This window comes from Streptomyces sp. NBC_01352, assembly GCF_036237295.1.
Lineage (GTDB): Bacteria > Actinomycetota > Actinomycetes > Streptomycetales > Streptomycetaceae > Streptomyces > Streptomyces plumbiresistens.
On the sequence record NZ_CP108354.1, the window covers coordinates 6302438 to 6315716 of the forward strand.

15 protein-coding genes are annotated in these 13279 nt (G+C 71.2%); 7 read left to right on the plus strand and 8 right to left on the minus strand.

Features of this window, described 5'->3' with window-relative positions; translation table 11 throughout:
- The first annotated feature begins 82 nt into the window (after positions 1-82).
- From OG252_RS29430 to OG252_RS29445, 4 genes are all read left to right on the plus strand, one after another.
- Positions 83-643 carry an ATP/GTP-binding protein gene (locus tag OG252_RS29430; protein WP_329339877.1) on the plus strand — a complete coding sequence of 187 codons (561 nt, stop codon included), beginning with the start codon at positions 83-85 and terminating at the stop codon, positions 641-643.
- 32 nt (positions 644-675) lie between these two features.
- The gene (locus tag OG252_RS29435; protein ID WP_329339878.1) at positions 676-2316 is read left to right on the plus strand and encodes an immunity 49 family protein; all 1641 of its coding nucleotides are present in this window, start codon (positions 676-678) and stop codon (positions 2314-2316) included.
- Between the two features lie 70 nt (positions 2317-2386).
- Positions 2387-2899 carry a YbaK/EbsC family protein gene (locus OG252_RS29440; RefSeq protein ID WP_266438243.1) on the plus strand — a complete coding sequence of 171 codons (513 nt, stop codon included), beginning with the start codon at positions 2387-2389 and terminating at the stop codon, positions 2897-2899.
- Positions 2896-3741, plus strand: a complete 846-nt coding sequence (locus OG252_RS29445; RefSeq protein ID WP_329339880.1) for a DMT family transporter — start codon at positions 2896-2898, stop codon at positions 3739-3741. The genes OG252_RS29440 and OG252_RS29445 overlap by 4 nt, the downstream gene beginning before the upstream one ends.
- A 33-nt stretch (positions 3742-3774) precedes the next feature.
- Here OG252_RS29445 and OG252_RS29450 read toward each other — a convergent pair whose 3' ends face one another.
- Positions 3775-4179 carry a RidA family protein gene (locus OG252_RS29450; protein WP_329339882.1) on the minus strand — a complete coding sequence of 135 codons (405 nt, stop codon included), beginning with the start codon at positions 4177-4179 and terminating at the stop codon, positions 3775-3777.
- A gap of 187 nt (positions 4180-4366) precedes the next feature.
- Here OG252_RS29450 and OG252_RS29455 point away from each other — a divergent pair, with 187 nt between their 5' ends.
- Positions 4367-5845 carry a toll/interleukin-1 receptor domain-containing protein gene (locus OG252_RS29455; RefSeq protein WP_329339885.1) on the plus strand — a complete coding sequence of 493 codons (1479 nt, stop codon included), beginning with the start codon at positions 4367-4369 and terminating at the stop codon, positions 5843-5845.
- A 54-nt stretch (positions 5846-5899) separates the two neighbouring features.
- Complete coding sequence (locus tag OG252_RS29460) at positions 5900-6175, plus strand: DUF1876 domain-containing protein (protein ID WP_266438256.1); 276 nt, start codon at positions 5900-5902, stop codon at positions 6173-6175.
- A 13-nt stretch (positions 6176-6188) separates the two neighbouring features.
- Here the strand turns inward: OG252_RS29460 and OG252_RS29465 are convergent, their stop codons facing one another.
- The 6 genes from OG252_RS29465 to OG252_RS29490 all read right to left on the minus strand — a co-directional run bounded on the left by OG252_RS29465 (position 6189) and on the right by OG252_RS29490 (position 11056).
- Complete coding sequence (locus OG252_RS29465; protein WP_329339887.1) at positions 6189-7373, minus strand: serine hydrolase domain-containing protein; 1185 nt, start codon at positions 7371-7373, stop codon at positions 6189-6191.
- 54 nt (positions 7374-7427) lie between these two features.
- A complete protein-coding gene (locus tag OG252_RS29470; RefSeq protein ID WP_266438261.1) occupies positions 7428-7892 on the minus strand; it encodes an organic hydroperoxide resistance protein in 465 nt (154 codons plus the stop codon).
- Between the two features lie 121 nt (positions 7893-8013).
- Positions 8014-8484: a MarR family winged helix-turn-helix transcriptional regulator gene (locus tag OG252_RS29475; protein ID WP_266438264.1), complete on the minus strand. Its 471-nt coding sequence runs from the start codon at positions 8482-8484 to the stop codon at positions 8014-8016.
- A gap of 10 nt (positions 8485-8494) precedes the next feature.
- Positions 8495-9274, minus strand: coding sequence for an energy-coupling factor ABC transporter ATP-binding protein (locus tag OG252_RS29480; protein ID WP_411149285.1), 780 nt, complete (start codon positions 9272-9274; stop codon positions 8495-8497).
- On the minus strand, positions 9250-10011 hold the full coding sequence (gene cbiQ, locus OG252_RS29485) for a cobalt ECF transporter T component CbiQ (RefSeq protein WP_329339891.1): 762 nt from the start codon (positions 10009-10011) through the stop codon (positions 9250-9252). The genes OG252_RS29480 and cbiQ overlap by 25 nt, the downstream gene beginning before the upstream one ends.
- Position 10012: 1 nt before the next feature.
- On the minus strand, positions 10013-11056 hold the full coding sequence (locus tag OG252_RS29490; protein ID WP_266438272.1) for an energy-coupling factor ABC transporter permease: 1044 nt from the start codon (positions 11054-11056) through the stop codon (positions 10013-10015).
- 179 nt (positions 11057-11235) lie between these two features.
- On the opposite strand from OG252_RS29490, the gene OG252_RS29495 reads away from it, so the two are divergent.
- On the plus strand, positions 11236-11610 hold the full coding sequence (locus OG252_RS29495; protein WP_266438275.1) for an SsgA family sporulation/cell division regulator: 375 nt from the start codon (positions 11236-11238) through the stop codon (positions 11608-11610).
- Here OG252_RS29495 and OG252_RS29500 read toward each other — a convergent pair.
- The gene (locus OG252_RS29500) at positions 11587-13275 is read right to left on the minus strand and encodes a penicillin-binding transpeptidase domain-containing protein (RefSeq protein WP_329339894.1); all 1689 of its coding nucleotides are present in this window, start codon (positions 13273-13275) and stop codon (positions 11587-11589) included. The two genes, OG252_RS29495 and OG252_RS29500, sit on opposite strands and share 24 nt — an antisense overlap.
- Positions 13276-13279: the final 4 nt, after the last annotated feature.

Consider the following 13279-nt stretch of genomic DNA (forward strand, 5'->3'; position numbering starts at 1 on the left):
CGTCGTACGGTGCTTGGTCGGGGAGCGGTCTCGCAACCCGGTTCAGTCCGGCTGTCTCGCACCATACGAAAGGCTTCCCCTCATGAGGCGGTACGTTCTCACCGGTACGCCCGGCGCGGGCAAGACAGCGATCCTGCGCGGCCTTCATGAGCTCGGCTACGAGGTCGTCGAGGAGGCAGCGACCGCGGTCATCGCACGGGCGCAGGCCCAGGGCGAGGAGGAACCGTGGACCCGGGCGAGCTTTGTCGACGAGGTCGTCGAGCTGCAGAGGGAGCGGCAGTTGGAAGGCACCGCCACCGCCACCGGCCCCGCCACCGTCCAGGTCTTCGACCGGTCACCGGTCTGCACACACGCGTTGGCCACCTACCTCGGCCGGCCGGTGTCCCGGGCCCTGACGGCTGAGATCGAGCGGATCACCGCCGAGGAGATCTACGAGCGCCAGGTGCTCTTCATCCGCAACCTGGGTTTCTGCGAGCCCACCAGTGCCCGGCGGATCAGCTTCCAGGAATCGCTTGTCTTCGAGAAGGTCCACGAACAGAGCTACCGCACGTTCGGCTACGAGCTCATCGACATCCCCGCCGACGATTTGGCACACCGTGTCGCGGCAGTCACCTCGGTCATCTCACAGCCCCACCGGCAGTAACAGGCACTCGAAGAGGCCCCTAGGGTTGCCGGGTGACAGAACACCAACATGCCGCCTCCGCCTCCGCTTCCGCCCCCGACCCCCACCTGCCCATGCTCACCGTCGCTCAGGCCGAACGGCTGAGAGGGCTCGCCCTCGACCACTTCATACGCCAGGGTCTGCGCCCGGCGGTCGACGGAGGGGCCGTCGTGCACAGTGACGGTCATGTCAGTCCGCTGACGTCGCTCGCGCAGACGTGCCGGGTGATCGCGGAGGAGGGCTGGCCGGAGGTCGTCGAGCAGCACTTCCGGAGGACGGAAGGCGCGGGGCAAGGGGGCGACAGCGCCGAGGAGTTGCTGCGGCACAGTTGTCTGCGGCTGCTCCCCGACGACGCCCTGGCCGACATGGCGGACGGGTTCCGTTACGCGCGTCCCGTCTCCGAAGGGCTCCTCGCCGTGCTGGCGCTGGACGCCCCGGACACCGTACGGATCCTGAGCGACACGGATGTCGAGCGGGCCGGGGCCGAGGAGTTGTGGGCGGCCGGGCGGGCGAATCTGCTGGGCGAGCCGGTGGAGTACGAGGAGATGGACGGGCCGTCCGGCGCCGTCCTGCACTCCGTACACGGCGACTCCCACTTCGTAGCGGCCAAGGCGCTCGTGCTGCCCGAGCTGGTGCGGGCGCTCACCGGGCGGGAGTTGCCGGAGAACGGGGCCCTCGTCGTCGTACCGACCCGGCATCTGCTCGCGTTCCATCCGATCGTGGACGGCACGGTCGTGGACGCCGTCAACGAGCTGGGTGCCTATGCCCTCGGCGCCTATCAGGACGGGCCCGGTTCGCTCAGTCCCCGGCTGTACTGGTGGCACCAGGGGCGGCTCGCCTGTCTCACCGCCTTCGACCACGAGACGCGCTCCATGTCGGTCGTACCGCCGCAGGAGTTGGTGGACCTGATGAAGCGGCTTCGGGGCGGGCAGAGCGCCGAGAACCCCGAGAACGCCAAGAACCCCGAGAACGCCAAGGCGGAGTCCCCCTTCACCGGCGCCCTCACCCGTGCCTACGACGCCTGCGCCGCCGACCCCGACGCCGCGAAACTGGAGACCTGGGAGGCCTGGGTCGCCGCCATGCAGGCCGGCAGCGCGCTCTTCGAGGGCGGGGCCGAGCAGCCGTACGCCGACGCCCGTGCCTGGCTGGACGCCTTCTTCCTCTCGCTGGTCTGCCGGGAGAGCGAGCGGCTGGACCGGCTGAGCCAGGTGCCCGTGGAGGACCTGCGGCGGGTCACCCCGGACACCGACGACTACCTCTTCCACTGGATCGGCACCCTCCAGCACTACTGGCTCAGGCAGCCGATGGACGAGTTGGTGCCCAAGCTGGTGGCCACCATGGAGTCGTCCCACCCGCACGTGGCGACCCGCACCCCGGCCGACTTCCTGAACTTCGTCGACTACCAGCCGGTCGCCCTCTTCCACCGCCTCGTCACCAACAACCGCGAGGCCTTCGCCGAGGTGCTCGGCGAGGCGCTCGACCATCACGAGCGGTACTGGAACAAGGCGGCGAGCGACCCGCGCGGTCGGGTGGCGCTGGGGCCCCTCGCCATGGCCTGCTTCGCGTACGACGGGGACTTCCCGGTCGACACCGGCTCGCCGTACCTGCCCAAGTACCTTCTCAACCGCGCCTGGTACGGCGAGTTCCCGACGTGACGCACGGGCGGGGAGGCGACGGCCGTAACCCGGTCGCATGCCCCGTACACGCGCCGCTAGCGTGCCGTACATGACCACAGCCGCCACTGACAGCGAGGGCTCCGCAGCCCACCCCCGTTTCGCCGAAGCCCTGCGCGAGCTCGGCCTCGACGACCTGCATCCCCGCATCCGGCGCTTCCCGGACGCCACCCGTACCGCCGCCGAGGCCGCGGCGGCGATCGGATGCGAGTTGAGCCAGATCTGCAAGTCGTTGATCTTCGCGGCGGACGGGGTACCGGTGCTGGTGCTCATGGACGGGGCCTCCCGGGTGGACCTGGACCTGGTCCGTGAGGCGCTCGGCGCCGACAAGGTCACCCGGGCCAGGGCCGACGTCGTCCGGGAGACCACGGGGTATGCGATCGGGGGCGTGCCGCCCTTCGGACACCGCACCAGGACGCGGGTGCTGGCGGACCGGTCGCTGCTCGACCACGACCTCGTGTGGGCGGCCGCCGGCACCCCGTACACCGTCTTCCCCATGCAGCCCAAGGACCTTGTCGCCCACGCCGGAGCCACCCTGGTGGACGTGCGCGAGCGCACCTCGTGACGCCCCTGGTCACCGCGGCCGTGCTGGTGGCCGCGGTGACACACGCCAGCTGGAACGCCATCGCGCACCAGATCACCGACAAGCTCGTCGGGTTCACGCTGATCGCGGGCGGGGGGTCGCTGATCGGGCTCGCCATGATGCCGTTCGTGCCGGTTCCGGCGGCGGGGGCGTGGCCGTATCTGATCGCCTCGGCGGTCATCCACCTCGCCTACTACGTGCTGCTGATGAGGTCCTTCCGGCTGGGCGACTTCGGGCAGGCGTATCCGATCGCGCGCGGCACCGCGCCCCTCGTGGTCACCCTGCTCGCCGCCGTCTTCGCCCACGAGGTGCCGGACGGCTGGGCGGCGGCGGGCATCGCCTTCTCCTGCGCGGGGCTGACCGGCGTCGCCCTGTGGGGGATGCGCGGGCGCCGCCCGAACTGGGCGGCGATCGGGGCCGCCTTGGCGACCGGCCTGACCATCGCCGCGTACACCGTCGTCGACGGGCTGGGCGTCCGGGCCTCCGGGTCGTCCCTCGGCTACATCGCCTGGCTGATGGCGGTGGAGGGCGTGGCGATCCCGGCGTACGCGCTCTACCGCTGGCGCGGACAGTTCGTCCTCCTGCTACGCCCCTTCGCGGGCGTCGGACTGCTGGGCGCGGCCCTCTCCGTGGCGGCGTACGGGCTCGTCCTGTGGGCCCAGACCAAGGCGGAGCTCGCTCCCATCGCCGCGCTGCGCGAATCGTCGATCATCGTGGGCGCGGCCATCGGGGCCGTGTTCTTCAAGGAGAAGTTCGGAGCCCCGCGCATCGCCGCGGCGGGGCTCCTGGTCGTCGGGATCGGGCTGATGCTGCACGCGGGGTAGGCGTTACGGCGATACCGGCTGCTGCGACACCTGCTACGGCCGTACCGCCACCGCGTCCACCTCGAAGAGCATCCCGGGCAGCGCGAGCGAGGCGACCCCGCTCAGCGTCTGCGCCGGGAGCCGGTCGCCGAAGCGGGCGTGCAGCGCCTTGCCGAGGGTCTCCAGCTTGGCGAGGTCGTGGTCGACGATGAACGTGCCGAGCCGGACTACGTGTTCGTAGCCGAGTCCGACCCCCTCCAGGGCGGAGTGCAGCCGGTCGAAGGCCAGGTCCACCTGGGCGGCGAAGTCGCCGGGGACGGGAGCGCCGGTGGTGTCGGAGGCGTACTGGCCGCCGATGAAGACGAGTTCGCCGGGCGCCGAGACCGCATGGCTGTAGCCGAAGGGTGTCGGGTCGTGCAGGGCGGGCGGGTTGGTGATCGTGCGCCGGTCAGCTGTCATGACCGTCTCCAACAACGCCGGCCGGTATGCCCATTCCGACCCTCTCCGGCAACCCCGGCCGGTATGCCCGTTCCGTCCCTCCCGCGTACGGCTGGTTTCGGCCGCGTTCCGCGTCCTGCGCGCACGCGTCTCTGGTACGAAGCCTGGTATTGATCTCCGGCGTGCGGGACGAGGGCGGGGCGGCGGTATGGGCGGCGTTTTCATCAACTACCGCAGAGTCGACCGTGATCACGAAGCCGTCGTACGGGAACTGTACGAGCGGATCGAGCGGTACTTCGGCGAGGACCAGGTGTTCCTGGACTCCGCGTCCCTGGTGCCGGGGCGGCGGTTCCCGGACATGCTGAAGGAGCGGGTGGCGGACTGCGAGGTCCTGCTCGCCGTGGTCCATGCGGGGTGGGCGGACACCCGGGACGCGACCGGTGCCCGGCGGTTGGACGACAAGGACGACTGGGTCCGCCGGGAGATCGAACTGGCCCTGGAGTGCGGGAGGACCGTCGTTCCGGTGCTGCTGGACGATGCCACCATGCCGAAGGAGGAGGAACTCCCGGAATCGGTGCGCGAGTTCGCCTCCTGGCAGGCCGAACGTCTGTACCGGGACCGGCTCCACGCCGATCTGCCGCGCCTGATCGCGGTACTGGAGTCCAAGGTGGCCCCGACCTGGCAGCCGATCCCGGCGCCGATGTCGCGCGGGGTCCGGCCCGGTCGGTGGCTGGGAGCCGGCACGGTGGTGTCGGCGGTGGCCGTCCTGCTCGGAGTGCCCGCGGTTCCCTGGGGCGACGGATGGGTGGGGACGGACGACCTTCCGTTCACCCTGTGGGCCGCCTTCTGGTCGTGTCTGGTGATGGCCGCGGTTCTGGCCTCCGTCGGCCTCGTCTGCAGCCCGCTCGGCCGCTCCGTCAACTCCTGGGAGCGCGAGATGCACACGGTCAAGTATCGGACGTACATCCGGTACACGTGGCCGGTGGGTGGCGTGTTCGTCGTCGCCTTGGTGGTCGGAGGTCTCTCGATCCAGGGCGGCACGGGGCTCGTGGGGCCCTTCTTCGTGGTGCTGTGCGTGTTGATCGGCGTCGGCCGCGGGACCTTCACGGCCATCCGTCTCCATCGGCGGGACAAGGACCTGTGGGCCAGATGGCCACAGAGCCTTCCCGTACCGGTCACCCGACCCGAGGTGCGCCGGGCGGCCGCGCGTCTGGACCTCCGTACGAGCCAGTGGCTACGACCGCTGTCGCGTGCGCAGCGGGAGAAGGCCGCGTGGGAACTCGCCGACATCGGCCGCGCGCTGGCCGGCATGCGGGAGGAGGCGGAGCGGTCCCGGTCGGCCTGGCTGCGGCAGGACCACCCCTGGCTGTCCAGCCTCTACGTCCTGTGGCTGACGCTGACCGGGGCGCTGCTCCTGACGACGGGTTTCGCCTACCGTGCGGCGGGCCTCGGCACGGCACGCATCCACGTCGCCCTGGCGGTGGTCGCGCTGATCGGCGCGGCCCTCTCGCTGACCACGATGGAACTCGCCTACCGACGCCAGCGCCGGCTGCGTACCGACGTGGTGCGGGAGATCGCCGAGCGTACGGACCTGCTGGCCGAGCGGGTGGCGGCGTTGAGCTCGCCCGCCCGCACCCGACCGGCCGGGCCCGTGCCGCGCACCGAGGAGCTCGGGGAGCCCGACTAGTCGCGAACGGGCTGAAGGAGCACCCTGGAATCAGGTCTTCCGGAGGTGATCGTCATGATGCACAGCGCTGTGGGATGGCACATCGAGCTCGAGTTCCAGGAGGATGACTCGCACACACGGGCGGCCGCGATGGTGCGCCTGCCCGACGGCAGCGAAGTACGCACGCGAGGACACGCCACCCGCCACCACACCGACGCGAATCAGCCGAGGGTGGGGGAGGAGGTCGCCGCTGCCCGCGCTTTGAACGAACTGGCCATGCAGCTGCTGACCAAGGCGCACGACGAGATCGACCAGGCGTCCGGCCGGACCTCCCACCCGATCCACGTCTGAGACGCCACGGCCGCTACGGCCGCTGCTGTCCTACGACGACGCTCCGCACCGCCCTGACCAGCGCCTGCGCCCGCGGGTCGGCCGTCACGGTCTTGCGGAAGCCGTTCGTCACATAGCCGAGGGCGATGCCGGTCTCCGGGTCGGCGAAGCCGAGGGAGCCGCCGCGGCCCGGGTGGCCGAAGGAACCCGGGCCGAGGAGCGGTGACGCGGTGCCGTGCAGCATGTAGCCGAGGCCGAAGCGGGTGCCGACGACGAGGACGCGGTCGGGGCCCGCCGATTCCTCGGCCCGGGCGAGTTCCACCGTGGCCGGGTCGAACAACCGCACCCCGTCGACCTCGCCGATCAGGGCGGCGTAGACGCGGGCGAGGCCGTCCGCGGTCGCGATGCCGTTGGTGGCGGGCAGGGCGGCCGCCCGGTACGCCGGGGCGTTCTGGTCGGGGAAGGGGGTGATCGCGGCGAAGGCGCGGCGGGTGAGGGAGTCCGGGTCGGCGTAGGCCTCGGTGACCGCGCGCTTGGGGCGGACGCGCAGGGCCGCCCCGGTGGCGGGCTCCGGTGTCTCCAGGCTGCCCACCCGGCCCGTCCGGCCGGCGGCTTCCTCGGCTTCCGGCAGGCCCAGCCACAGGTCGGCGCCCAGCGGTCCGGCGATCTGGGCCGCGATCCACTCGCCGGCCCACAGTCCGGTCACGCGCCGCACCAGTTCGTCCAGCATCCAGCCGTACGTCAGCGCGTGGTAGCCGTGGTCGGTGCCGGGCTCCCAGACGAGGGACTGGGCGGCGACCGCCTCGGCGCCCCGTGCCGGGTTCAGCGCCTCCTCGGGCGTGAGTGGACGGTCCAGGACGGGGAGGCCGGCGCGGTGGTTCAGTACGTGCCTGACCAGGACCCGTTCCTTGCCGCGTGCCTTGAACTCGGGCCAGTACTCGCCCACGGGCGCGTCCAGGTCGAGCAGCCCGCGCTGGTGCAGGAGCAGCGGTACGGCGGCGGCGACGCCCTTGGTCGCCGAGCGCACGATCTGCGCGGTACCGCGCCGCCAGGGCTCGGTGCCGTCGACGTCCCTGGTACCGGCCCACAGGTCGACGACCCGGTGCCCGTCCCGGTAGACGGCCAGGGCCGCGCCGCGGTCCCCGAGCGTCTCGAAGTTCCCTACGAACGCTTCCCTGACCGGCTCGAAGCCCTCGGCGACTGTGCCGTTCACGTCCACGTGCGTACTCCTCGTCGCGCCGGGTGCGTCTCGCTCAGGGGGTTCCCCCTCCCCTCAGCCAAGCAGGATCGTCACGTCGATGTTCCCGCGGGTCGCGTTCGAGTACGGGCAGACCTCGTGCGCCGCGTCCACCAGCTTGGCCGCGATGTCCGCGTCGAGGACCGGGAGCGAGACGCTGAGGGCGACCGCGAGGCCGTAGCCGCGCTGCTTGTTGGGGCCGAGGCCGACCTTCGCGGCGACCGTGGAGCCGGTCAGGTCGTAGCCCGACCGGCGGCCGACCAGCACCAGCGCGTTGTGGAAGCAGGAGCTGTAGCCGGCCGCGAACAGCTGCTCCGGGTTGGTGCCGTTGCCGTCCCCGCCGAGTTCCGGCGGCATCGCGACCTTCAGCTCGATCTGCCCGTCCTGACTGGTGACATAGCCGTCCCGGCCGCCGTGCGCGGTGGCCTCGGCGACGTACACGATCTTCGTCGGACGGGTGTCGACGGAGACGGCGGTGCTTTCGACGGTCTCTTCGATCACGGCAGAACCTCCCCCAGCAAATACATTGTGCACAAGGTACCGGCCAGTAGCCGTGCTTTCCACGACCGGGGGGCGGCAACCGCGGGTAACGCGACGTCAGCGGGGTGAGGTCAGGGCGATGTCAGCGGGCGCGTTCGGCCGCGGCCTCCGCCCGGTCCGCGAGCCGCCACAACTCCTCGCGCAACCGCGCGACCTCCGCGCCCTCCAGCTCCGTCGCCGTGAGCAGAGCGCCGGGTACGCGCGCCGCGCGCTCCTTGAGTTCCTCGCCGCGTCCCGTGCACGCGATCAGCACCGAGCGCTCGTCGCTCTCCGAGCGCTCCCGGCGTACGAGCCCCGCGCTCTCCAGCCGCTTGAGCAACGGCGACACCGTGCCGTAGTCCAGGCGCAGCGCGCCCGCGAGTTCCTTGACCGTGATCTCGCCGCGCTCCCACAGCACCAGCAGCACGAGGTACTGCGGGTAGGTGAGGCCGAGGTCCTCCAGGAGCGGCCGGTACGCGGCCGTCACCGCGCGCTGGGCGGCGTACAGCGCGAAGCACAGCTGGTCGTCCAGCAGCAGCGAGCCCTCGACCCCGGCGTCCTCTTGGTTCGTCACGCGCCCATTGTCAGGGACGGCTCTCGATCGCCGGCACCGAACGCGGATCGAAACCGAACGGCAGCTCCAGCCGGTGCGCGCGCATCAGCGCGTCGTCGGCGAGGAGCTCGGCCGTCTTCCCGTCGGCGGCGATGGTGCCGTCGCTCAGGATCAGCGAGCGCGGGCACAGTTCCAGGGCGTAGGGCAGGTCGTGGGTGACCATGAGGACGGTCACGTCCAACGACCGCAGGATGTCGGCCAGTTCGCGGCGGGAGGCGGGGTCGAGGTTGGAGGAGGGCTCGTCGAGGACGAGGATCTCCGGCTCCATCGCCAGCACGGTCGCGACCGCCACCCGGCGCCGCTGCCCGAAGGAGAGGTGGTGCGGGGGCCGCTCGGCGAAGTCCTGCATGCCGACCCGCCGCAGCGCCACCAGCACCCGTTCCTCCAGCTCCGGCCCCTTCAGCCCGGCCGCCGCCGGACCGAACGCCACGTCCTCGCGCACGGTCGGCATGAAGAGCTGGTCGTCCGGGTCCTGGAAGACGATGCCGACCTTGCGCCGGATCTCGGCCATGTGCTGCTTGCCGACGGGCAGCCCGGCGACCCGCACCGTGCCGGTGCCGCCGCTCAGGATGCCGTTGAGGTGCAGCACCAGGGTCGTCTTGCCGGCGCCGTTCGGCCCGAGCAGCGCGACCCGTTCGCCGCGCGCGATGGAGAAGTCCACGCCGAACAGCGCCTGGTGTCCGTCGGGATAGGCGAAGGCGAGGCCCGAGACCTCGAGAGAAGCGGTCACAGCGTCCATCCCAGCAGACATACGACGAGGGCGGCGAACGGGAGGGTCAGCGCGTACGACCACTGGGCCCGGGACGCGGTCACCTCGTCGATGACCGGCATCGAGCCGGCGTACCCGCGGCTGATCATGGCGAGGTGCACGCGCTCGCCGCGCTCGTAGGAGCGGATGAAGAGGGCGCCGGCGGACTTGGCGAGTACGCCCCAGTGCTTGACGCCGCTCGCCTCGAAGCCCCGCGACTCCCGGGCGATCCGCATCCGCCGCATCTCGTCCGCGATGACGTCGCCGTACCGGATCATGAAGGAGGCGATCTGCACGAGCAGCGGCGGGAGTCGGAGCCGTTGCAGGCCGAGGAGCAGTTCGCGCAGTTCCGTGGTGGAAGCCAGCAGTACCGACGCGGCGACGCCCAGGGTGCCCTTGGCGAGCACGTTCCAGGCGCCCCACAGGCCGCTCACGCTCAGCTGCAGGCCCAGTACCTCGACCCGCTCGCCCTCCGCCACGAACGGCATCAGCACCGCGAAGGCGACGAACGGGACCTCGATCAGCAGCCGCTTGAGCAGGAAACCGGCGGGCACGCGGGCCGCGTACGCGACGCCCGCCAGCAGGACGGCGTACAGGCCGAACGCCCACATCGCCTCCCGCGGGGTCGACACCACGACCACCACGAAGGCGAAGGTCGCCGCGAGTTTGGTGTGCGGCGGCAGGCCGTGCACGGGGGAGTGCCCGTGCCGGTAGAGCCTGTGCGCGTGCCCGGCGCCCACGTCAGACGCCCGTGCTCACGGGAGAGGTGTCGTCGGTACGGCGCCTGCGCACCGCCCAGAACACCGTGCTGCCCGCGACGACCGTGACGCCGACGCCGATCACGCCGGCGAGACCGCCGGAGAGCCGGGCGTCCTCGACGTCCTTGACGCCGTAGTCGGCGAGCGGGGAGTCCGCGGTCGCGTGCTCCTCGGTCTTCTCGTCGATGCCCTTGTCGGCGGCGACCTTCTCCAGGCCGTCGGGGTTCGCGGAGGCGTAGAAGCTGACGAACCCGGCGAGGACGAGGGAGGTGACCAGGCCGGCCGCCCACACCTTGCGGTGGGACCGGGCGGCGACGGGCACCGGTTCGGCGTCCGGTACGTCGACCAGCTCGCCGTTGACCCGCAGCTTCAGCTTCTGCTGGAGGCCGCGGGCGCCGTACACGAGGTCCGGGCGGACGGCGATGACGGCGCCGACGGTCAGCGCGGTGATCGCGGCCTCGCCGATGCCGATGAGGATGTGCACGCCGACCATGGCGGTGGCGACCTTGCCGATGGAGACGTCGGTGGTGCCGCCGAGCCAGTAGAGGAAGGTGAAGGCGAGGGCCGCGGCCGGCACGGAGATCAGGGCGGCGACGAAGGAGGCGACGGTGAGGGAACGCCGCTTGCGGGGCAGCACCTTCACGAGTCCGCGGAACAGGACGTAGGCGACGACCGTCGTGACGACGCCCATGACCGTGATGTTCACGCCGAGCGCGGTGAGGCCGCCGTCCGCGAACAGGATGCCCTGCATGAGCAGGACCACGGCGATGCACAGCACCCCTGTGTAGGGGCCGACGAGTATCGCCGCGAGGGCGCCGCCGAGCAGATGTCCGCTGGTCCCCGCGGCGACGGGGAAGTTCAGCATCTGCACGGCGAAGATGAACGCCGCGACCAGGCCGGCCAGCGGCGCGGTGCGTTCGTCCAGTTCACGGCGGGCTCCGCGCAGGCTCACCGCGACGGCGGCCGCGGCGACCGCTCCGGTCGCTACCGATATGGGGGCGTCGATGAATCCGTCAGGCACATGCACCGTTCGATGATAGTGGCTTGTTGCGAACGGCTTGCAAGAGAGACGCGGAACGAACAGCCAGGAGCGGTCACGAGCAAGCTGTGCGGCTCCAGGGGCGGAATCCGGGAAATATGCGACGCTGGAGGGGGAGTGGATGCACAGCTTCCGCACAGGTTGCACAGCGTGAGAGGCCCGTCACGATGTCTGTAGTCGAACAGTACGCGCGAGCCCACATCGTTTCGGACGCGGACATCGTGGAGGACGAGGCGGTCCCGGTGATCCTGCGCTACGACCCCGAGACCGACCCGCGCTCCGTCAAGGTCGGGCTTCCCAGCACCCACGACGAGTGGACCTTCTCGCGCTCGCTCCTCGAACAGGGCCTGCGGGCACCGGTCGGCAGCGGAGAGGTCCGCGTGTGGCCGTGCGGGCGGGTGCAGGCCGTGGTCGAGTTCCACTCCGCGCAGGGCGTCTCGGTGGTGCAGTTCGAGACGAAGGCACTGCTCAGGTTCCTGCGGCGGACGTACTTGGCCACGCCCGTGGGACGCGGCGAGTCAGCCGCCCAGCTTCAGCAGTGACGCCACGATCGGGCCGGCCGTCTCGCCGCCGTGCCCGCCCTGCTGCACCACGCCCGCGGCCGCCAGGTCGCCCCGGTACGCGGTGAACCAGCCGTTCGGCTTCTTCTGGCCGTCGACCTCCGCCGAGCCCGTCTTCGCGCCGACGTTCCCGGTGACCCCGGACATCGCCTCGGCCGCCGTGCCGTAGGCCGCCGTGTACGCCATCAGCTCCCGCAGCTGGGACAGGGTGCCCGCGGACAGCGTGCGCGAGGCCTTCGCCAGCGTGCGGTCGTCGACCGTCGGGGACACCAGGTAGGGCTGCTTGAAGCTGCCGGACTCGATGGTCGCCGACACCGACGCCATGTTCAGTGGGTTCATCCGGACCCCGCCCTGCCCGATGAGCGAGGCCGCCATCTGGGCCGCGCTCTGCACCGGCACCGAGCCGTCGAAGGACGGCACGCCGATCGCCCAGTTGTTGAGCCCCAGGCCGAACACCTGCTGGGCCTGCTTGGTCAGGTCGTCGTTCTCCAGCTCGGGCGCCTGGCTGATGAAGGCCGTGTTGCAGGAGCGGGCGAAGCTCGCCTTGAAGGTGCCGTCCTTGATCTGGAACTTGTCGTCGTTCTGGAACTTCCAGCCGCCGTAGGTGAAGTACTTCGGGCAGGGGTGCGCCTTGTCCGCCGAGGCCAGGCCCTTGTCGATCAGCAGCGTGGAGGTGATGACCTTCATCGTGGAGCCCGGGGCGAGGGAGCCCTGGAAGGCGGTGTTGAAGCCGTGGGAGGCGTTCGCGACGGCGAGGATCTCGCCGGTGGAGGGGCGCATGAGGACGACCGACGACCGCGCCTTCTTGGCCACCTGCGTCTCCGCGGCCGCCTGGAGCCTCGGGCTCAGGGTCGTCTTCACGGTGCCCGGCGTGCCCTTGCTCAGCTCGAGCAGGGTCTTGTCGGACGCCTGCGACGACTTCGACGACTTCGCGGACTCGGCGCGGACGACCCGCAGCTCGATGCCCGCCTTGCCGCCGGCGGTCTTGCCGTACTTCTCGCGCAGCCCGTCGAGGACCAGGCCCAGCGACGGGTACTTCGCCGTGGTCAGCTCGCCCCCGTCCCGGTCGACCGCCTTGATCGGCGGGGTCCCGGACTCGCCGGTGACCAGGGTGTCGCCGTCCTGGAGGTCGGGGTGGAGGACCGCGGGCCGCCAGTCGACCACGGGCTTTCCGTCGGTGGTGCCGCGGACGACCGTCAGCGCGCTGTCGTATGTCAGCGGCTTCTCGATGCCCTTGTACGACACCGTGCCCTTCACGGAGAAGGGCACCTTGTCGCCGGTGCGGGCGCCCGCGGTGAGCGTGACGCCCTTGATGTGGGCGTCCTTGGTGTAGCCGGTCAGCGAGGTGGTGGCCGACTTCGCGTCGTCCGTGGCGGCGGCCGCCGCGGCCACCTTGCCCTGCTGCCAGGCCGTGAGGAAGGTCTGCGCGGCGGTGGTGACCTCGGTCGCCGAGAGGGGGCCGGACGGGATGTCCTTCGCCTTCTCCTCGGCGGACGTCGTCTGCGTCCGGTCGTCGGCCGCCGCCCCGCCGCCGTACAGCGCGTAGACGCCGAAGCCGGCGCCGCCGACGACCACGGCGATCATCCCGCCGATCACGGCGGGCCTGGTCTTCCGTCGTCGCTCGGCGACGCGCCTTCTGTTACCCACAGCT

Excerpts from the sequence above, each read along its gene's own strand:
- OG252_RS29430 (WP_329339877.1), top strand. The coding sequence starts at position 83 with ATGAGGCGGTACGTTCTCACCGGTACGCCCGGCGCGGGCAAGACAGCG.
- OG252_RS29440 (WP_266438243.1), top strand. The coding sequence starts at position 2,387 with ATGACCACAGCCGCCACTGACAGCGAGGGCTCCGCAGCCCACCCCCGT.
- OG252_RS29450 (WP_329339882.1), bottom strand. The coding sequence starts at position 4,179 with ATGACAGCTGACCGGCGCACGATCACCAACCCGCCCGCCCTGCACGAC.
- OG252_RS29455 (WP_329339885.1), top strand. The coding sequence starts at position 4,367 with ATGGGCGGCGTTTTCATCAACTACCGCAGAGTCGACCGTGATCACGAA.
- OG252_RS29460 (WP_266438256.1), top strand. The coding sequence starts at position 5,900 with ATGATGCACAGCGCTGTGGGATGGCACATCGAGCTCGAGTTCCAGGAG.
- OG252_RS29480 (WP_411149285.1), bottom strand. The coding sequence starts at position 9,274 with ATGTCTGCTGGGATGGACGCTGTGACCGCTTCTCTCGAGGTCTCGGGC.
- OG252_RS29495 (WP_266438275.1), top strand. The coding sequence starts at position 11,236 with ATGTCTGTAGTCGAACAGTACGCGCGAGCCCACATCGTTTCGGACGCG.